This window comes from Campylobacter blaseri (genome assembly GCF_013201895.1).
GTDB classification, from domain to species: domain Bacteria; phylum Campylobacterota; class Campylobacteria; order Campylobacterales; family Campylobacteraceae; genus Campylobacter_B; species Campylobacter_B blaseri.
Window position 1 is genome coordinate 118,122 of record NZ_CP053841.1, and the last position, 19,308, is coordinate 137,429.

Sequence of the window (19,308 nt, forward strand, 5' to 3'; positions counted from 1 at the left end):
ATGAACAAAATTACTAAAGTTTTTGTTTTTATTACGGTGGTTATGTTATTATCAGGATGCAATATGCCATGGAGCAAAAATGATAAAAGTGAACAAAGTAAAGCTAACACACAACAACAAATGCCACCAATACAAGTCAAAGTATTTGTTGCTAAAAAAGAAGATATTCCTATAACATTTAGTTACCCAGCAAAAATTGTTAGTAAGCAAAGCGTAGATGTAGTATCTAAGGTAAGTGGAACAATTCTTGAACAGTATTTTAAACCAGGCGATAGTGTTAAAAAAGGGGACAAACTGTTTTTAATTGATCCTAAAAAATATAAAGCTGCACAAGAGATATCAAATGCAAATTTACAAATGGCTAAAGCAAATTTTGAAAGAACAAGATTAAATTATAGCAGAGCCTTAAAGCTGAAAAAGACAAATTCTATTTCAAAACAAGAATTTGATAACTCTGTTTCTGAATACAAAAGCGCACAAGCTAATATAGAAAGTGCACAAGCTACTTTGAAAAATGCAAATATAGATTTAAACTATACCTTAGTTAGAGCTCCATTTGATGGCATTATAGGGGATACTTATCAAGATAAAGGCACATTTATAACCTTACAAAATAATAAATTAGTAAGGCTTACTAATCTAAACCCTATTCATGCAAAATTTGCTATTGCAGATGTTGATATGTTAAATATTAATCAAAAAAAAGAAAATAAAGAATGGCTTCAAAAAGATACAAATGCTACTTTAATTATTAACGACAAAAGATACAATGGAAAACTTATATTTATAGATAAAGTTGTAAATAATCAAACTGGCTCTATTGATGCTAAAGCTATTTTTGAGAACTCACAACAAGAGTTATTACCGGGTTATTTTGGCACTGTAAAACTCAGTGGGTTTTATCAAAAAGGTGGTTTTAAAATACCTCAAGTTGCAATTAAACAAAATGTGCAAGGCTCTTACGTTTTTCTTTTAAAAGATGGCAAAGTTACTACAACTCCAATAGAAATTTCATATCAAACAAGTGAGTATGCAATTATTTCAAAGGGCTTAAGCGAAGGAGATAAAATTATTATAAATAATTTTATGAAAATTAGACCTGGGGCTCCTGCTGTGGAAGCAAAGGCTGAATAATGTTTTCAAGATTTTTTATAAATAGACCTGTTTTTGCGGCCGTTTTATCTATAATTATAGTTCTTGTAGGACTTGTATCTATGAAGGTATCTCCTGTTGAAGAGTATCCTCAATTAACACCTCCTAGAATTGCTGTTAAGGCTACATATATTGGTGCAGATGCACAAACTATTTCAGATACGGTTGCAACTCCTTTAGAAAATGCCATAAATGGTGTTGATGGAATGATTTATATGGAATCAACCTCAAGTTCATCAGGGAATATGGATTTAAATGTCTATTTTAAGGTTGGAACAAATCCGCAACAAGCCTTAGTTGATGTAAACAATAGAATAAGATCTACCGAACCGAGTCTTCCTGAAGAGGTTAGAAGAGTTGGTATTAATGCTTTTGAAGCTAGTCCAAACATGCTTCAAGTTTTAACATTTTATGATCCAAATGGTGAACTTGATATAGTTGAATTAAACAACTATATAAATATAAATGTTTTAGATGAATTAAAAAGAGTTCCTGGTGTTGGTAATGCTATTTTATTAGGAAGTAAAGAGTATGCTATGAGGATTTGGATAAAACCTGATTTACTTCAAAAATATGATTTAACAATTCCAGAAGTTATAGGTGCTATAAGAGAACAAAACTCCCAATATGCAACAGGTAAGCTAGGAGAGCAACCAACCTCTACAGATAATCCATATGTCTATACTATAAAATCTGAAGGAAGACTTCAAAGCGCAAAAGAATTTGAAAATATTATTTTAAGAAGTGATGAGCGAGGCTCAATGCTAAAATTAAAAGATGTAGCCGACATAAAGCTTGGTTCAGATAGTTATGTATTTGATGGTAAGGTAAATGGAAATCCTACAGCTCCTATTTTAATATTTGCACAAACTGGCTCAAATGCTTTAGCAGTAGTTAATGCAGTAGGCGAGAAATTAAAAGAATTATCGATAGATTTTCCAAGCAAACTTACTTATATTACCGCATATGACACAACCAAGTTTGTTGTAGCTACAATGAAAGAGATTGTAAAGACATTTATTGAGGCTATAATTCTTGTATTAATAGTTATGTATCTATTTTTAGGAAATATTAGAGCTACAATTATACCAATGATTGCAATTCCTGTTTCAATTATAGGGGCATTTGCAGGAATGTTAGCTATGGGCTTTTCCATAAATATGATAACCTTATTTGCTTTAATTTTGGCAATTGGTATAGTTGTGGATGATGCGATTATAGTTATTGAAAATGTTGAAAGAATTTTAGAAGAAAATTTAGAAATTAGTGTAAAAGAGGCAACTTCTCAAGCAATGGGTGAAATAATGGCACCAGTTATATCTAGTGTTTTGGTTATAATTGCTGTTTTTGCTCCTATGGCATTTATGGATGGTCTTGTTGGTGTTATTCAAAAACAATTTGCTCTAACTATCGTTGTTTCAGTTGCTATTTCAGGATTTGTAGCCCTTACTTTAACACCAGCTTTATGTGCTACTATGTTAAATAGGGAGAGAAAAGAACCTTGGTGGATAGTTAAGAAATTTAACCAAATTTTTGATGTCAGCACAAATATATTTTCAACAGGAGTTGCAAAAATATTAAAGCATATTATACCATCTATTATAGCTGTTGCTATTATGATGTTTGGTGTTTTTACTCTCTTTCAATCAATTCCTTCAGGACTTGTTCCAAGTGAAGATAAGGGTAGTTTAATGATTATAAATACTCTTCCATCTGCAACTTCTATTACTAAAACTACAAAACATGGTGAAGGACTTTATCAAATAGCAAAACAAGATGAAAATATTCAGACAATTGGTGTTATGTCAGGGTATGATGTAATTTCTGGTTCTTTAAGAGAAAATGCATCTATTATGTTTATTAATTTAAAACCGTGGGAAGAGAGAAAAGACAAAGCACAATCATCTTTTGCGGTTGCTAATAAATATAATAAAATATTTTATAACAATACAGATGCGATGAGTTTTGTTGTTAATCCACCTCCAATCAACGGGCTATCTATTACTGGAGGATTTGAATTTTTTGCTCAAAATTTAACTGGAAAAAGTTATATTGACATAGAAAAAGATATGCAAAAACTAGTTATAGAAGCAAACAAAAGACCAGAGTTAACTATGGTTAGAACAACGCTTGATACTAATTTTCCTCAATATGATCTTAGTATAAATAGAGATAAAGTTAAAATGTTAGGCGTAGATATAGGAGATATTTTTATCACTATAAACTCAACAATTGGAACTTACTATGTAAACGATTTTAATATTTTAGGAAAGACTTTTAAAGTAAGACTTAGAGCCAATTCTAATTTTAGAAATTCTGAAACAGTTTTTAGAAATATCTTTGTTAAAAGTAAGACAACAGGAGATATGATACCTATTAGCTCATTAATTGAATTAAAAAGAAGTGTTGGTCCTGATAGTGTTAACAGATTTAACGGTCTTAGAGCAGCTAAAGTCATGGGAGATCCAGCTCCTGGTTATACTTCAGGGCAAGCTTTAGAGGTAATTCAAGAGGTATTTAGAGATGTTTTAAATCCACAAGAATATCATATAGGTTGGTCTGGATCATCTTATCAAGAGGTTGCTGCAACAGGAACAGGAAAGATTGCTTTTATATTTGGAATCATATTTGTTTATCTAATATTAGCAGCACAATACGAAAGATGGCTAATGCCAATAGCTGTTCTAACAGCTGTTCCATTTTCTGTTTTTGGGGCATTGATAGCTATATATTTTGCAAATGTAAATAACGATGTATATTTTCAGATAGGGCTTATTTTACTTATAGGACTTGGTGCTAAAAATGCCATTTTAATTGTGGAATTTGCGATGGAAGAGCATACGAAAAGAGGCAAAAATATATTTGATGCAAGTATAGCTGCTGCTAGACTTAGATTTAGACCTATTGTTATGACATCTTTAGCATTCACTTTAGGAGTTTTGCCTATGGTATTTAGCACAGGAGCAGGAGCAGCAAGTAGATTTTCACTTGGAACAGGTGTTATTGGTGGAATGATAGCAGCTTCAACGATAGCTATATTTTTTGTACCGATGTTTTATTATCTACTAGAGAAATTTAATGAATGGTTAGGAAAAAGTAGCCAAAATACAATAAAGAAGGACGAAAAGGTAAACCATGTTGAATAAAAAATTAATTCTACATATAGTTGCTATGACTATATTTTTAACCGGATGTTCTTTTAAACCAGTAACTCCACAAAAAGATACAAGTTTTAGAGCTACATATGAAAATATTAATATAAAAGATAAGTGGTGGGAAGACTTTAATGATCCTAAGTTAAATTTATTAGTTAATGATGCATTAATGTATAATTCGGATTTAGCTTTAGCACTAAATAACATTGAGGTTTCAAGGGTAAAACTTGGATTAGAAAAATTGGAATATTTACCTAATATATCTTATCAAGGTAGTGCTATTAGAACAAACAACACTCCTGGTGCTTCTCATTCAAGCACCAGGAGTGTATATAGCGCAAGCGCACTTTTTGATTATGAGTTAGACCTTTGGGGAAAAGTTAGAAATAGCGTAGGGACTAAAAAGTCTATTTTTCAAGCTAGTGTTTATGATTATCAAACCGCAAAACTAAGTATAGTTAGTGAGGTTGTAAATAGATATTTTAATTTACTATTTTTAGAAGAACAAAAAGAAATTTTAAATGAAACTCTTATAAGTTATAAAAATACTTTAAGATATAGAAAAAATCAGCTTGATGCAGGTATTATAAGCTCTATAGTTTATGCCCAAACACAAAGTCTAGTTGCAAATGCAAACGCAAGATTAGTTGAGGTGGAAAACAATATAGATATTGCAAATGCTGCTTTAGCTGTTTTGACAGGAAAGAGTTATGATGAAATTTTATATAAAAATATAGATACTTCAGAAGATTTTTCTATTCATATACCAAAAGTTCCAAGTAGCATCTCTTCAGATATACTGCTTAGAAGATCAGATGTTGCAAGCTCTCTAGAACAACTCAGAGCTTCAAATTTCTTAGTTGGGGTTTCAAAAGCTGGCTATTTTCCAAGTATTTCTCTAACAGGTGTTCTTGGATATACGAGTTTTGAGTTAGATAGGCTTTTTGTTGATAATAAAGACAGCTGGAATATTGGAGGATCTTTAGTGGGTCCACTTTTTGATTTTGGCAGAACTAAAAAGAGAGTAGAAATAGCAAATTTAGAGCAAAATGCAAGTTTTATAAACTATGACAAGGCATTGAAAAATGCATTTTTAGATGTTAGAACTGCGCTTGTTTCAAGAGAAAACTCAATTAAAAAACAAGAAAGCATGAAAAACTTAGAAAACTCACAAAAAGAGGTTTATAATTTAGCAAACAAAAGATATAATGCTGGATATAGTGATCATATAGAGCTTTTAGACGCACAAAGAAGCTATTTAGATGCTAAATTAGGACTTGCTGCTAGTAATTTAGATGTTGCTAATAGTATTGTTCTAGTCTATAAGGCATTTGGAGGCGGTTTTAAAGTTGATGATAATGAAACAAAAAATATCTTAAACTCAGACACTACTATACTACCCTCTAAATCAACATCACCATTTAGTTATTAGTTTTGGGAGCTTAGGCTCTCAAAACTTTAATACTACCAAATTTTAACCATCTATTTTTCTTTTAAATTTGTTATAATATGTTTTTTTATAGCATCAATAAAAGAGATAATATGAAACAAGACACTACAAAACTATCGCAGATATGGGATACCAAAGAGAAATTTTACCCAAGATTCAAAGACGAAGAGAGTATTTTTCAAAAAGATCTTATAGATATAACTAAAAAATGGGGCATTAATTACTTAAATAAAGAAATTTTAGAGATTGGGTGTGGTACTGGTGCATATACTTTTTTATTAGCTAGAATAGCTAAAAGCGTAGATGCATTAGATTTTTCAAAACAAATGTTAGCGGTTTTAAAAAAAGATGCCCTAAAGCTCGGCTTAAGTGATAAAATAACTTGCATAAATGATGACTTTTTATCTTTTAAAAGTAAAAAAATTTACGATATAGCTTTTGGAGCCATGACACCAGCTCTTGCAAACAATGACTCTTTTTTAAAATTTAATAAAATAGCTAAAAGTAAAATTTGGTTAGGCTGGGCAGGAAAGAGAAGTTCAAAAATCATGGATAAAGTTTTTCAAGCACATAATCACAAACTTCGTATTAATAATACTTCTAATTTATTAAAACAGTGGCTTGGAGATAATAATATTAAACATAAAAGCATGCCACTTGAAACAACATGGGAAAGTAGGCTTAGTTTTGAAGATATGGTGGATGATCAAGCTTGGCATCTTAAAATGCATAAAATAAGTCCAAATAGAGAGATCATAAAGAGGGCTTTAGAAGAGTTTATAGATAAAGATAATAAAATATTAAATAAAACAGATGTAAAATTGGAGGTTGTGGTATGGTAAGAGTTGCATTGTTTGTTTTAATGCTTCATAGCTTTGTTTTTGGGGTTGTTGATGCTTTTAATAGAGATATAGTGGTTGAAAATCCTCAAAATCTTGTTTTTGTTGGCTCTGGTGCACTTAGATTTGGGGTCTATTTAGGGCTTGAAGATAGGATAGTTGGCATTGAAAATAGAGAAAAAAGAGATGATATGCATGCTCCTTATAATATTGTAATAAAAAATAAAAAATTAGATAAAAAACCAACAATAGGCGAGGGAGGAAGTGGAAAACTACCATCAATGGAGGCTTTGATTGAGGCTAATCCTGATTTAATTATAGCCTCAGCTATGAGCAAAGATCAAGTTAAACTTATAGAAACAAAAACTAAATTACCCGTTTTTGTTATAAGTTACAGTTCTAGTGATGATTTAAGTGAAAATAATTTAAAAACTATGAAACAATCTCTCATGGCATTAGGAGAGATAACTAATTCAAAAGATAGAGCAGTAGAACTTATAAAATATATGGAAGAGCAAGAAAAAGAGCTAAGAAGCCTGCCTATAAATAAAAAATCAGTATATATTGGTGGAGTAAACTATAAAGGCTCATGGGGAATTGGAAGCACTGAGGGAGACTATTTGCCATTTTCTATTTTGGGAATTGAAAATTCTTTAGTTGATAGATCCAATAAACACGTTTTTATTGATATCGAAAGAATTTTAAGTGTAAATCCAGATGTTATATTTATAGACGAAGGTGGTAGAAAAAATGTTGAACTTGAAATGGAAAACAAGAAAGATTTTTTTAATAGCCTAAAAGCCTTTAATGACAATAAAGTATTTTGGCTTTTACCTTTTAATTTTTATAATACCAACTTAGATAATACATTCATTAATGCATGGAGTGTGGCTAAAGCTTTAGGTGCAAATGTTGATTTAGAAGGAAAGAAAGACGAGATTTACAGGCAGTTTTTAGGAATATAGTAGATGCAATATAAAGAGTTCCAACAAAAAAGATATAAAAAAATTTTTCTTTGGACCATACTTTCTATATTTTTATTAACCTTAAGTGCTATTTTTGCAATAAGTAGCGGAAATGGAAAGTTAGATTTTAGTATAATTCCACATCTTTTTTTGGATTCACAAAAAAGTATGATACTTTATTCTATTAGACTTCCTAGAACAATTGCAGCTATTTTAGGTGGTGCTCTTTTAGGAATTTCAGGCTGTGCTATGCAAGGAGTATTAAGAAACCCGCTAGCTTCACCATACACTATAGGGATAGCTCAAGCTTCCGCATTTGGTGCTAGCTTTGCTATTATAGCTCTTGGTGTATTGGAGCAAAACAGCGGTATTTTACAAAGTGTAGGCATAGTCGGTTGTGCTTTTATATCAAGTATGGTTTGTATGATTTTGATTTTATATATGGGAACTAAGTTATCTACGATGGACTCATCATCTTTAGTATTAGCTGGTGTTGCTTTGGGGGCTCTTTTTAGCTCTACTACGATGATGCTTCAATTTTTTGCTAGTGATTTAAATGCTGCTGCTGCAATTTTTTGGACATTTGGTGATTTAGGAAAAGCTACTTGGAATAATTTAACTATTTTATCCATCTGTTTTTTTCTATCAATTTTGTTTTTATGGAAAAATCATTGGAAAATGGATGCTCTTAGTTTTGGTGATGAGGGAGCTAAAGCAAGGGGAGTTGATGTTAAAGCATTAAGAATAACTATACTAATTTTTGCAACATTATCATCAGCCGTTGTTGTTGCTTATTTTGGAATTATAGGCTTTGTTGGTCTTGTAGCACCACATATAACAAGGTTAGTTATAGGAACTTCTTATGGGCTTCTTATACCCTTTTCAGCTATATTTGGATCAATTCTTTTAATAACAGCTGATGTCATCTCAAAATTTATATTACCGCCAATTATTATGCCAATTGGAATAGTTACATCTTTTATGGGTGTACCACTATTTTTATACCTACTTATAAGGAAAAAAAGTGATACTTGAGTGTTTGGATTTATATGTAAAAATTGACAAAAGAGAGCTTTTAAATAAAATAAATTTAAAATTTAAAAGTGGTAATTTTTATGCCATAGTTGGTCCAAACGGTGCAGGGAAAAGCACCATGCTAAAATCAATCATCAATTTAATAGATGATATAAAGGGTGAAATAAAATTAGATGAAAAAAGTCTACTTGAATTAAATAGAGTAGAAATAGCAAAAAAAGTATCTTATATGTCTCAGTTTTTTAATGCTTCAAATTTAAGCGTTCAAGGAGTTTTAGCGCTTGGAAGAAGAGCGCTTAGCAATGGGAGTTTATCTAAGGGTGATCATTTAAAAATAGAAGAGATATCAAATTTATTAAATTTAAATGAATGGCTTGACATACCAGTGTCAAATTTAAGTGGAGGCGAGAGGCAAAAGGTTTTAATAGCATCTTGTTTACTTCAAGAGCCAAAAATTTTATTGCTTGATGAACCAATATCTCACTTAGATCCAAAAAATCAACATGAAATGTTGGAGCTAGTAAAGAAAATCACAAAAGAAAAAGATATGATCACTCTAGTTGTTTTACATGATATTCATCATGCTTTACACTATGCAGACAGTTTAGTTATGCTAAAAAAAGGTAAAATTTTAGGAGTTAAATTAAGGCAAGATATAAAAAGTGATGATCTAAAAGAGCTTTTTGATATGGATTTAACTCTTTATGAGATAAATAATCATAAATTTGTATATTTTGGACACGAGCACTATAAGAAACTTTAAGAAATTTAACCCAAAAAATGGGTTAAATTTTATATAGGCATAATTCTTATGTTTGGAGATAGATTTTCTTTTAATACAGCTTCAATTGCGTATAAAGTTCCACTAGCTCCACTAGCACAGCCTGAGCATGCACCAAGATATCTTATATAAATGTCTGTAATTCCTTTTTCATCTTTTTTGATATCAATTATCTCTAAATCACCGCCATCCATTGCTAGCATAGGACGAATTTCACTATCCATTATCTTTTCAACTGCTTTAAATTGGCCAATGGTATTAAGCTCTTCAAAGCTCATATCTATACCGCTATCGCTTGTTTTTGCATTTGCAATAGCTTCAAGTTTTTCTTTTTCCATTTCAGCTCTTGTTTCAGCCAAGATATCAACTAAATAATATTCTCTTTTTTCATGTCCACCAGGTTTTATACAGCTTTTACAAAACGCACCTGCTTTTGTGTATTGAGTTATCTCTTCAACAGATTTTAAATCATTGATTTTTATAACCTCTTTAATTGTTCCAAGACTAACTCTTGCACATTCACAAACAATTATCTCATTTTCAAAATCTTCAGGGTTAACTCCTTTGTAGCTAGCAGCAGCTGCTTTTATAACATCGTAAGCCATAACAGAACAGTGCATTTTTTGTGGCGGAACAGCTGGAGTGTCTGGATTATCACGCATCGCTTTTTCAACATCAATATTTGTAATTTTTACAGCTTCTGTTACTGTTTTACCTATACAAAGCCCAGCCATTGTGTCACTACTTGCAATAGCAGTCCCACAACCAAAACTTTTAAATTTAGCATCTTTTATGATTTCTGTTTTTTCATCTACTAACCAGTAGAGCCTTACAGCATCGCCACAGCTTTCAGCACCAAAATCAGCTACAACTAATTTTAATCCTTTTTCTTCTGCTTCTTCTTCTGTGATTTCACCCATATGTAAAGGGTTATTCATTCTATCTTGAACTTTTTGAGAATATTCATCCCAAATTGAACCACCTATTAGTGTATTTTTTGCCATTTATTATCCTTTTTATTAATTATAATCCGCTTTTATGCCATGATGGCGTATAGGCAAATGTGCTAGAAATTGATCTAAGTCTTGTTATGGCTTTTTTAATCTCATCAATAGCATAATCAATCTCTTCTTCTGTATTAAATCTTGAAAGTGATAACCTAAGTGCAGTGTGTGCTAATTCCACATCTGCTCCAATTGCTTCCATTATAGGGTTGTTTTCAAGCGCTTCACTAGCACAAGCAGATCCTGTTGAAGCAGCAATTCCAGCTTTGTTTAAGTCCCAGAGCATAGCTTCTCCTTCAACTCCTTTTATAGAAGCAAGTATTGTATTTGGGGTTCTATATTTTCTATCCCCAATCACAGCAACATCAGGAATGCTTAAAAGTGCATCTTCAAGCTTATCTCTTAATCTTCTTACATGAACATTTTCCATCTCTATGAATTTAGTTGCATTATCAAGAGCTTTTGCCATTGCTACAATATAAGGAACATTTAAAGTTCCACTTCTTCGCCCACCCATATGTTCACCTCCATGAAGTAAGCTAGTAAGCTTTATGCTATCTTTTATATATAGCCCACCAATTCCTTTTGGTCCGTGAAATTTATGCGCTGAAAAGCTCATAAAATCAACGCCAACATCTTTGACATCTACTTTTAGCTTTCCAACTGCTTGAGTTGCATCTGTATGAAATAATGCGCCACCTTCATGAGCTATCTGTACAGCCTCTTTTATAGGAAATATAGTTCCTGTTTCGTTGTTTGCCCACATTATGCTCACAAGTGCAGTTTTATCAGTCATTGCATTTTTTAATTCATTAAGGTCTATTTGACCATCTCCATCTACACCAAGCCTTGTTACTTTAGTGTCTAGAGATTCTAAAAATGCACAGGTTGCAGATACAGCAGGGTGTTCAACCGATGTTGTTATTATATGGTCTTTTTCGCCTGTATAAATTTTATCAAAATATACTCCTTTTAGTGTCCAGTTAATGCTTTCAGTCGCACAGGAAGTTACTATGATATCATCCATATCACCAGCATTTATACACCTATATAGAGTGTCAACTGCATTTCTAAGAGCTTTGTGAGTTTGTGTTCCATAATCATGCAGTGAGTTTGGGTTTCCATACTTTTCTTTGAAAAATGGAAGCATCTCTTCGTATGCTTCTGGATCCATCATTGTTGTTGCATTGTTATCTAAATAAACTTTTTTCATAATTACCTTTTCAGTTTTTGATATCCATTTTTAATTAGGACAATTTTTATCTTTATTAAAAATGATACATCAATTTAGTTAAATTTTAGCTTTAACAAATAAATTAGATTGAATATTAAAACCTTGAATATTTTGGAGAATTTATTAAAGAGAAAAATTCCTCTCTGGTTCTATGATCAGATATAAAGCCGCCTCTTAATGCTGAAGTTGTGGTTTTTGAGTTGATTTTTTCTACACCTCTCATCTCCATACACATATGCCTTGCTTCTAAAACTACACCAACGCCTTGTGGCTTGATTACATCTTGAATCGCTTGGGCTATTTGTTCTGTCATTTGCTCTTGAATTTGAAGTCTTCTTGCAAATATATTTACCATTCTTGGAATTTTACTAAGCCCAACAACTTTTCCATTAGGAATATATGCAACATGAGCTCTTCCTATAATAGGTAAAAGGTGATGTTCGCAAAGGCTGTAAAATTCTATATCTTTAATAAGCACCATTTCATTATTTGTGCTATCAAAAAGTGCATCATTTAAAACAGTTTTAGGATCTTCTTTATAGCCACTTGTAAGAAATTCAAAAGCTTTAAAAACTCTTGTAGGTGTTTTTTTTAAGCCATCTCTATCTATATTTTCTCCGACTATTTTAAGCATTGTTTTAACTGCATTTTCAAAATTTTCTTGATTTGACATAACTACCTCATTTTTTCTAGTAATTTTATAATAAGTTCTCTTTTAAGAGGATAAATTTTAAAATTTATATTAAAAATAAGGTAAATTTTGGTATATTAATAAATTAATACTTTAAAATAAAAAAGGAAAATAATGAAAGTTACTTCAAAACTATTAAATTCAGCAAATGCTTTAGTAGAAGCACAACTTGATGCAGATAGCATAAGTAAAAAGACAAAAGAAATGGCACAAAAAGCTGCAAAAAATGTCAAAATGGACGGATTTAGACAAGGAAAAGTTCCTGTAAATATTGTTATGCAAAGATATGGTAAAGAACTAGAAGAAGATGCAAAACAAGATCTTTTTAAAGAGGTTATCAACGAAGCATTAAAAGAGCTAGATAAAAAAACAGAAGATATGTTGGGCGAGCCAGCTTTTTCTAAGTTTGATGAAAAAGATGGAAATATAGATGTAGAAATGGAGATATCTTTTAAACCAGAATTATCTGTAGAAGGTTATGAAGATGTAATTCCTGAGTATTCAACACCAAGAGTTACTAAAAAAGAGGTTGAAGAAAAGGTAAAAGAACTATTGACAATGATAGCTCCACTTGAAAAAGCAGAAAAAGAAGCTTTAGAAAAAGGCGATTTTGCTAAATTTGACTTTGAAGGCTTTTTAGATGGTGAGCCATTTGAGGGCGGAAAAGCTGAAAATTATGTTTTAGAAATTGGCTCAAACCAATTTATACCAGGTTTTGAAGATGAGATGGTTGGAATAAAAGTTGGCGAAGAAAAAGATGTAAAAGTAACATTTCCAAAAGAGTATCAAGCTGAGCATTTAGCAGGAAAAGATGTAGTTTTTAAAGTAAAACTTCATGAAATTCAAACTAAAAAAGTAAAAGATGCTATTGAAGAAGAAGATTTAAAAAAACTTATGCCTAATGAAGAAGATGTAAGTCAAGAAAAACTTGAAGAGAGAATCAAAACTCAAATTAGAGAAGATAAATTTCAAAAACTTTTATATGAAGAGTTAAAACCAAAATTTGTAGATGCTATAGTTGAAAAAGTAACTTTTGATCTTCCAAAAACAATTGTTGAACAAGAGATAGACCTTCAGTTTAGAAATGCATGGAATACATTTTCGCAAGATGATATGAAGAAATTTAGAGAAGATAAAGATGCTTTAACTAAAAAAAGAGATGAGTTTAGAGAAGAGGCTGAAAAAAGTGTAAAACTTACTTTTATAGTTGATGCTCTTGCAAAAGCTAGAAATGTAGATGTTAGTGATCAGGAGGTTCTTCAAGCTATTTATTTTGAAGCTTATAGATCGGGCATTGATCCAAAAGAACATTTAGAGGCTTATAAAAATCAAGGAGTTTTGCCAGCTGTTAAAATGGCTTTGATTGAGGAAAAATTATTCAATGATCTATTTGATAAAAGTAAAAAAGAAGAAAAAGGCGAATAAATGAGTTTTTATATACCTTATGTAGTTGAACAAACTAGCAGAGGTGAGAGAAGTTATGATATATATTCTAGGCTTTTAAAAGATAGGATTATAATGCTAAGTGGCGAGATAAATGACGCTGTTGCAAGTGCGATAGTTGCACAACTTTTATTTTTAGAAGCAGAAGATCCTGAAAAAGATATTTATCTTTATATAAATAGCCCTGGTGGAGTTGTTACAAGTGGATTTAGCATATATGATACTATGAACTATATAAAACCTGATATTTGCACTATTTGCATAGGTCAAGCAGCCTCAATGGGTGCATTTTTACTTAGTTGTGGAGAAAAAAGTAAAAGATATGCTTTGCCAAACTCAAGAATTATGATACACCAACCACTAGGTGGAGCACAAGGTCAAGCAACTGACATTGAAATTCAAACAAAAGAGATACTTAGAATAAAAGAGTCTTTAAATAAAATTTTGGCTAAAAACACAGGTCAAAAACTAGATAAGATTAAAAAAGATACAGAAAGAGACTTTTTTATGAGTGCTGATGAGGCTATGAGGTATGGTATGATTGATAAAGTTTTGGATAAAAGTTTTAAATAATGATATTAGAAGTTTTAACATACCCAAATAAGATATTATTTGAAAAATCAGAAGAAGTTACTAAATTTGATGAAAATTTACATAAATTTCTAGATGATATGTATGAAACTATGATAGCAAAAAAAGGCATTGGATTAGCTGCTATTCAAGTTGGTAAGCCAATTCGTGCCTTAATTATAAACTTAGTTAACGAAGAGAATATCCAAGATAAAGCAGATTTGATTGAGATTATAAATCCTGTTATAACATATAAAGATGGAGAGATAACCTTTCAAGAGGGTTGTTTGTCTGTTCCTGATTTTTATGAAGAGGTAACAAGGCCAAACAATATAGTATTAAAATATCAAGATAGATTTGGTAATCATAAAGAACTAGAAGCAGATGAACTTTTAGCTGTTTGCATACAACATGAGATAGATCATTTAAATGGACATCTTTTTATAGAAAAAATAGGATATACAAAAAGAAAAAAATTTGATAAAGAGTTGAAGAAAAAATTGAAGAAAAAATGAAGTCCTTAAAGTGTGCAATTTTTACAGATGAACTACATATAATAAATGTAGAATCAACATTTTTAAGAGGACTTCCATCTTTTAACATTATAGGTCTTGCAAGTACTACTATAAAAGAGAGTGAAAATAGGATAAAATCTTCACTTCTCTCTTTAAATTTCTCTTTTCCTCCACAAAAGATTGTTATAAATTTATCTCCTTCGGATATGCCTAAAAATGGTAGTTTTTTTGATTTGCCAATAGCTCTTTTGATAGCTTTACAAAAAGATAATTTCGACAGTAATTTTTTTGCTTTTGGTGAACTTGGGCTAAATGGTAAGGTTAAAAGCACAAGCTCACTTTTTTCAACTTTGCTTTTTTTAAGCGAGAAAGTAAAAATCGCAAAAGTTTTAGTTCCAAAAGATATAGCCCTAAAAGCAGCTACAATACCAAATTTAGATGTTCATGCAGTAGATAGTTTGCAAGATGCTATTATGTTTTTTAAAGATGAGGAATTTGCTAAAAATAGTTATGTAGATGAAACTCATCCGCTTTTTAGAGATAGTATTACCATAAATGGAAAAAATTATATTCCAAATTTTAATTATGAATTAGATTTTAAGGATGTTAAAGGGCAAACTAGGGCAAAAAGAGCAAGCTTGATTGCAGCTTGTGGTATGCATAATATTTTGTTTGAAGGAAGTCCTGGTTGTGGAAAAAGTATGTGTGCTAAAAGAATTAGATATATTTTACCACCACAAAGCACAAAGGATATTTTATTAACCACGGCTTATGAATCATTAAACTATAAAGATATAGATTTTTCGCCATTAAGACCATTTAGAAGCCCACATCATACAGCAACAAGAAGTTCAATATTTGGTGGATCAAAGATAGGAGAGGTTGCTTTGGCAAACGGAGGAGAGTTATTTTTTGATGAATTTCCTCATTTTGGTAAGAAAATTTTAGAAAGTTTAAGAGAGCCTCTTGAAGATAATAAAATACTTATTTCAAGAGTAAACTCAAAGATTGAATACAAAACAAAATTTATTTTTGTAGCTGCACAAAATCCTTGTCCTTGTGGCAATCTATTTAATAAAAGTGGGAATTGTATATGCTCAGAAATTGAAATAAAAAGATATAAAAATGCTATCTCATCTGCTTTGCTTGACAGAATTGATCTGTATGTTGCTATGGAGGAGATAAACAAAGATGATAGAAGTGATATTAGTAGTAAAGAGATGTATAAAGAGGTTTTAAAAGTTTTTAAAATTCAAAAAAATCGTAATCAAAACGATCTAAATGGAAAGCTAAAAGATAGCGAAATAAACAAATTTTGTATTTTAGAAAATAGTGCAAAAGATACTTTGGATTTAGCTATCTCAAAATTTGAATTATCCCAGCGTGGCATAAATAAAACTTTAAAAGTTGCAAGAACTGTGGCAGATTTAGAAAATAAAGAGGCGATTAATAAATTTCATATTTTAGAAAGTCTTAGTTTTAGAATGAGAAGTGTAATATGAAAAAGATATTTTTAAGCACGAATGAACTTGATAGAAAATGTATTGAACATTTTGGATTGAGTAAAGAAATTTTGATGGAAAATGCAGCAAGTGGCATTGAAAAAGAGATTAGAAAAAATCTAACAAGAAATAGTAAAATTTTAGCTGTTTGTGGAGGTGGAAACAATGGAGCCGACGGTATTTGTACGCTTAGAAAATTAGCAAAAGATTATGAATGTTATTTACTGTTAGTTAGTGATAAATTAAACGAAATGACTAAATTTCAACTTAGCATTGCTAAGAGCTGCGGAATTAAGATTGTTGATAGAATTGATGAGATTGATGAATATGATTGCTATATAGATGCTATATTTGGGAGTGGCTTAAATAGAGATTTAGAGCCAAGAATCTACGAAGTTATCAATACAATTAATGCCAAAAAAGGTTTAAAGATTGCTGTTGATATCCCAAGTGGTATAAATAAATTTGGACAAATTAATAATATTGCTTTTAAGGCTGATGTTGCTATTACAATGGGAGCTTTAAAATTGGCTCTATTTTTAGATGAAGCAAAAGATTTTGTTGGTAAAATTAAAGTAGTAAATTTAGGAGTTAGCAGAGCAAATTTTGAGACACAAACTAACTACTTCTTGCTAACAAAAAATGATTTAAAACTACCTTTTAGGGAGAAAAAAAATAGTAATAAATCAGACTATGGACACCTATATATAGTTTGTGGAGAGATGAAGGGTGCAGCTGAAATTTGTGCAATGAGTGCAGTTAGTATTGGAGCTGGGTTAGTTAGTTTAGTTAGTAATGAAAATATAGAAAATCTAAGCCCTATAATCATGCAAAAAAGCTCTTTTGCAAATGCAAAAACTATAGTTTGTGGTTGTGGTTTAGGAAATCATCATTTAAATTTAAAAGAGTTAATAGATAAAAATGTAGTAATTGATGCTGATCTTTTTTATAAAGATGAAATTTTGGATTTGATAACAAAAAATGAAAATTTAGTTTTAACACCACACCCAAAAGAGTTTGTTAGTTTGCTTAAAATTTGCGGTATTGTAGATGTTAGTGTTACAAAACTTCAAAAAAATAGATTTGAGTATGCAAAACTTTATAGTAAAAACTATGACAATGTTTTAGTTTTAAAAGGGGCAAATACCATAATTGCTTATAAAGAAAAACTATATATCATGCCTTGTGGAGATAGCAGGCTATCAAAAGCTGGAAGTGGGGACGCTTTGGCTGGTATTATTGGTGGACTTTTAGCTCAAAACTACACACCTTTAAATGCCGCTATAAATGGAGTGTTGGCTCATGCTTTAAGCATTAAAAAATGTAGGTATAATTCGTATGCGATTACGCCATTTGATATAATTGAGGGGATAAAATGTTTATAAAAAAAATTGCTATACTTTTTAGCGGAAATGGTTCAAATTTAGAAAATATTTTACAAAAAGTTCATAATAGGGTTTTTAATGGAATAAAGATAGAGTGTGCTTTGCTAATTTGTAATAAAAAAGATGCTTTTGGAATAGAACGAGCTAAAAAATTTGGGCTTGAAACTATGATTATTGAAAATAATAAATTTCAAAATAGAGAAGAATTTGACAAAAAATTAGTTGAGGTAATTAAAAAAGCTAATGTGGATTTAGTTATTTTGGCAGGATTTATGAGAATTTTAACCCCTATTTTTACAAACAGGATAAAAGCTATTAATTTGCACCCTTCGATTCTTCCACTTTTTAAAGGAGCAAATGCCATAAAAGAGAGCTTTGAGAGTGGTATGATGTTAGGTGGTGTTAGTGTTCATTATGTAAGTGAAGAACTTGATGGCGGTAAACTTATAAAACAAAGGGCATTTGAACGAACTAGAGATATGAGTTTAGATGAATGGGAAGAGCAAATCCATAAAATAGAGCATGAGTTATTGTCTGAGGCGATAATAGAGATTTTGTGTGGTTAAAATAGTGTAATTATAATTTTTATAATTACATATTTAAATATATTTTATTTTTAGAAAATTAAAAATTAGTGTTATAGATTTATATAGATAATATAAATTAAATAAAATTTCAGTTAGAATAATATACAATCAATTGTAAAATTTATATTTAAACTGGAGATTGGTTATCAAATTTTTAAATTATACTTTACGATTTTTTAAAATTAAGGATTTTTATGAAAAAAGTAATTTTATCATTATGTATATTGGCTGGGTTTCTTTTTGGCAACACTTTGGCAGAAATTAAACAAAATGGTGTTATTAGAGTTGGTGTTTTAGGTGATGAACCACCTTTTAGTAGTGTTGAAGATGGGGATTTCACTGGATTTGATATCGATTTTGCTAAACGTATAGTAAGAGATATAGTTGGAGAAAATGGAAAAGTTGAGCTTGTAGAAGTTACCACTCATAACCGTATTGAAGCACTTCAAAACAATCAAGTAGATTTAGTAATAGCTGAGTTTATAATTGACCCTGAAAGAGAAAATCTTGTTGATTTTTCTATGCCATATTTTGCTGTAAATACAGGAATTTTAACTAAAAAAGATGATCATTACAAAAAAATATCAGAGTTAAGAAGTAAAATTATTCTTGTAGAAACCGATACTGAGGCTGAAAAAGATCTTAAAAAAGCTGGTTTTAATGTAAAGGGTTGTGAAGATATGTTTCATTGTTATAGTGAGCTAAAAGCTGGAAGGGGCGATGCTTTTGCTGGAGCTAATTTAATTGTTTTAGCTTATCCTATCTTAGATAAAAAGCTAGAGGTAAATATCGAAAGTTTTGGAACTGCTAGTTATTATGCTATTGGTGTTAAAAAAGGCAATAAAGATTTACTTAGTGCTTTAAATAAAGAGCTTATTAATTTAAGCAAAGAGGGATTTTTTAAAGAAGCATATGAGAATACACTAAATCCATTCTACAAAGGCACAGCTGATAAAAAATATTTTCTTTTAGACGATATCTATAGAATTTTTGGTTAATC

Annotated in this window: 17 protein-coding genes; 14 read left to right on the plus strand and 3 right to left on the minus strand. The window is 30.6% G+C overall.

Annotated features, from left to right (window positions below):
* The 7 genes from CBLAS_RS00625 to CBLAS_RS00655 all read left to right on the plus strand — a co-directional run bounded on the left by CBLAS_RS00625 (nt 1) and on the right by CBLAS_RS00655 (nt 9,359).
* A complete protein-coding gene (locus tag CBLAS_RS00625; protein ID WP_106870695.1) occupies nt 1-1,134 on the plus strand; it encodes an efflux RND transporter periplasmic adaptor subunit in 1,134 nt (377 codons plus the stop codon).
* A complete protein-coding gene (locus CBLAS_RS00630; RefSeq protein WP_106870697.1) occupies nt 1,134-4,298 on the plus strand; it encodes an efflux RND transporter permease subunit in 3,165 nt (1,054 codons plus the stop codon). The genes CBLAS_RS00625 and CBLAS_RS00630 overlap by 1 nt, the downstream gene beginning before the upstream one ends.
* The gene (locus CBLAS_RS00635; protein ID WP_106870699.1) at nt 4,288-5,739 is read left to right on the plus strand and encodes an efflux transporter outer membrane subunit; all 1,452 of its coding nucleotides are present in this window, start codon (nt 4,288-4,290) and stop codon (nt 5,737-5,739) included. The genes CBLAS_RS00630 and CBLAS_RS00635 overlap by 11 nt, the downstream gene beginning before the upstream one ends.
* Nucleotides 5,740-5,849: 110 nt before the next feature.
* The gene (locus tag CBLAS_RS00640; protein WP_157940016.1) at nt 5,850-6,599 is read left to right on the plus strand and encodes a class I SAM-dependent methyltransferase; all 750 of its coding nucleotides are present in this window, start codon (nt 5,850-5,852) and stop codon (nt 6,597-6,599) included.
* Complete coding sequence (locus tag CBLAS_RS00645) at nt 6,593-7,561, plus strand: ABC transporter substrate-binding protein (protein ID WP_106870703.1); 969 nt, start codon at nt 6,593-6,595, stop codon at nt 7,559-7,561. Before CBLAS_RS00640 ends, CBLAS_RS00645 begins: the two co-directional genes overlap by 7 nt.
* 3 nt (nt 7,562-7,564) lie before the next feature.
* Nucleotides 7,565-8,596, plus strand: coding sequence for a FecCD family ABC transporter permease (locus tag CBLAS_RS00650; RefSeq protein WP_106870705.1), 1,032 nt, complete (start codon nt 7,565-7,567; stop codon nt 8,594-8,596).
* Nucleotides 8,586-9,359 carry an ABC transporter ATP-binding protein gene (locus tag CBLAS_RS00655; RefSeq protein ID WP_106870707.1) on the plus strand — a complete coding sequence of 258 codons (774 nt, stop codon included), beginning with the start codon at nt 8,586-8,588 and terminating at the stop codon, nt 9,357-9,359. Before CBLAS_RS00650 ends, CBLAS_RS00655 begins: the two co-directional genes overlap by 11 nt.
* 29 nt (nt 9,360-9,388) lie before the next feature.
* Here CBLAS_RS00655 and CBLAS_RS00660 read toward each other — a convergent pair whose 3' ends face one another.
* The 3 genes from CBLAS_RS00660 to folE all read right to left on the minus strand — a co-directional run bounded on the left by CBLAS_RS00660 (nt 9,389) and on the right by folE (nt 12,288).
* Entirely contained in the window at nt 9,389-10,381 is a 993-nt protein-coding gene (locus tag CBLAS_RS00660) for an iron-sulfur cluster assembly scaffold protein (protein ID WP_106870709.1), read from the minus strand.
* A 19-nt stretch (nt 10,382-10,400) separates the two neighbouring features.
* Entirely contained in the window at nt 10,401-11,594 is a 1,194-nt protein-coding gene (locus CBLAS_RS00665; RefSeq protein ID WP_106870711.1) for a NifS family cysteine desulfurase, read from the minus strand.
* Nucleotides 11,595-11,709: 115 nt separating this feature from the next.
* Nucleotides 11,710-12,288 (minus strand): GTP cyclohydrolase I FolE, encoded by a 579-nt coding sequence (folE, locus tag CBLAS_RS00670; protein WP_106870713.1) that lies wholly within the window; start codon nt 12,286-12,288, stop codon nt 11,710-11,712.
* A gap of 132 nt (nt 12,289-12,420) precedes the next feature.
* On the opposite strand from folE, the gene tig reads away from it, so the two are divergent.
* The 7 genes from tig to CBLAS_RS00705 all read left to right on the plus strand — a co-directional run bounded on the left by tig (nt 12,421) and on the right by CBLAS_RS00705 (nt 19,306).
* Nucleotides 12,421-13,731, plus strand: a complete 1,311-nt coding sequence (tig, locus tag CBLAS_RS00675; protein WP_106870715.1) for a trigger factor — start codon at nt 12,421-12,423, stop codon at nt 13,729-13,731.
* The gene (gene clpP, locus CBLAS_RS00680; RefSeq protein WP_106870717.1) at nt 13,732-14,322 is read left to right on the plus strand and encodes an ATP-dependent Clp endopeptidase proteolytic subunit ClpP; all 591 of its coding nucleotides are present in this window, start codon (nt 13,732-13,734) and stop codon (nt 14,320-14,322) included. It abuts the gene before it with no gap.
* A complete protein-coding gene (gene def / locus CBLAS_RS00685; protein WP_106870719.1) occupies nt 14,322-14,834 on the plus strand; it encodes a peptide deformylase in 513 nt (170 codons plus the stop codon). Before clpP ends, def begins: the two co-directional genes overlap by 1 nt.
* Entirely contained in the window at nt 14,831-16,336 is a 1,506-nt protein-coding gene (locus tag CBLAS_RS00690) for a YifB family Mg chelatase-like AAA ATPase (protein WP_106870721.1), read from the plus strand. The genes def and CBLAS_RS00690 overlap by 4 nt, the downstream gene beginning before the upstream one ends.
* Nucleotides 16,333-17,721: an NAD(P)H-hydrate dehydratase gene (locus tag CBLAS_RS00695; protein ID WP_106870723.1), complete on the plus strand. Its 1,389-nt coding sequence runs from the start codon at nt 16,333-16,335 to the stop codon at nt 17,719-17,721. Before CBLAS_RS00690 ends, CBLAS_RS00695 begins: the two co-directional genes overlap by 4 nt.
* On the plus strand, nt 17,712-18,287 hold the full coding sequence (gene purN, locus CBLAS_RS00700) for a phosphoribosylglycinamide formyltransferase (protein ID WP_106870725.1): 576 nt from the start codon (nt 17,712-17,714) through the stop codon (nt 18,285-18,287). Before CBLAS_RS00695 ends, purN begins: the two co-directional genes overlap by 10 nt.
* A 215-nt stretch (nt 18,288-18,502) precedes the next feature.
* Entirely contained in the window at nt 18,503-19,306 is an 804-nt protein-coding gene (locus tag CBLAS_RS00705; protein WP_106870727.1) for a transporter substrate-binding domain-containing protein, read from the plus strand.
* Nucleotides 19,307-19,308 lie beyond the last annotated feature (2 nt).

Bases quoted from the DNA above. Each gene is read 5' to 3' on its own strand.
- CBLAS_RS00665 (WP_106870711.1), bottom strand. From the start codon at position 11,594: ATGAAAAAAGTTTATTTAGATAACAATGCAACAACAATGATGGATCCA.
- CBLAS_RS00705 (WP_106870727.1), top strand. From the start codon at position 18,503: ATGAAAAAAGTAATTTTATCATTATGTATATTGGCTGGGTTTCTTTTT.
- def (WP_106870719.1), top strand. From the start codon at position 14,322: ATGATATTAGAAGTTTTAACATACCCAAATAAGATATTATTTGAAAAA.
- CBLAS_RS00650 (WP_106870705.1), top strand. From the start codon at position 7,565: ATGCAATATAAAGAGTTCCAACAAAAAAGATATAAAAAAATTTTTCTT.
- CBLAS_RS00690 (WP_106870721.1), top strand. From the start codon at position 14,831: ATGAAGTCCTTAAAGTGTGCAATTTTTACAGATGAACTACATATAATA.
- purN (WP_106870725.1), top strand. From the start codon at position 17,712: ATGTTTATAAAAAAAATTGCTATACTTTTTAGCGGAAATGGTTCAAAT.
- CBLAS_RS00625 (WP_106870695.1), top strand. From the start codon at position 1: ATGAACAAAATTACTAAAGTTTTTGTTTTTATTACGGTGGTTATGTTA.
- tig (WP_106870715.1), top strand. From the start codon at position 12,421: ATGAAAGTTACTTCAAAACTATTAAATTCAGCAAATGCTTTAGTAGAA.
- CBLAS_RS00640 (WP_157940016.1), top strand. From the start codon at position 5,850: ATGAAACAAGACACTACAAAACTATCGCAGATATGGGATACCAAAGAG.
- clpP (WP_106870717.1), top strand. From the start codon at position 13,732: ATGAGTTTTTATATACCTTATGTAGTTGAACAAACTAGCAGAGGTGAG.
- CBLAS_RS00635 (WP_106870699.1), top strand. From the start codon at position 4,288: ATGTTGAATAAAAAATTAATTCTACATATAGTTGCTATGACTATATTT.
- CBLAS_RS00630 (WP_106870697.1), top strand. From the start codon at position 1,134: ATGTTTTCAAGATTTTTTATAAATAGACCTGTTTTTGCGGCCGTTTTA.
- CBLAS_RS00695 (WP_106870723.1), top strand. From the start codon at position 16,333: ATGAAAAAGATATTTTTAAGCACGAATGAACTTGATAGAAAATGTATT.
- CBLAS_RS00660 (WP_106870709.1), bottom strand. From the start codon at position 10,381: ATGGCAAAAAATACACTAATAGGTGGTTCAATTTGGGATGAATATTCT.
- folE (WP_106870713.1), bottom strand. From the start codon at position 12,288: ATGTCAAATCAAGAAAATTTTGAAAATGCAGTTAAAACAATGCTTAAA.
- CBLAS_RS00645 (WP_106870703.1), top strand. From the start codon at position 6,593: ATGGTAAGAGTTGCATTGTTTGTTTTAATGCTTCATAGCTTTGTTTTT.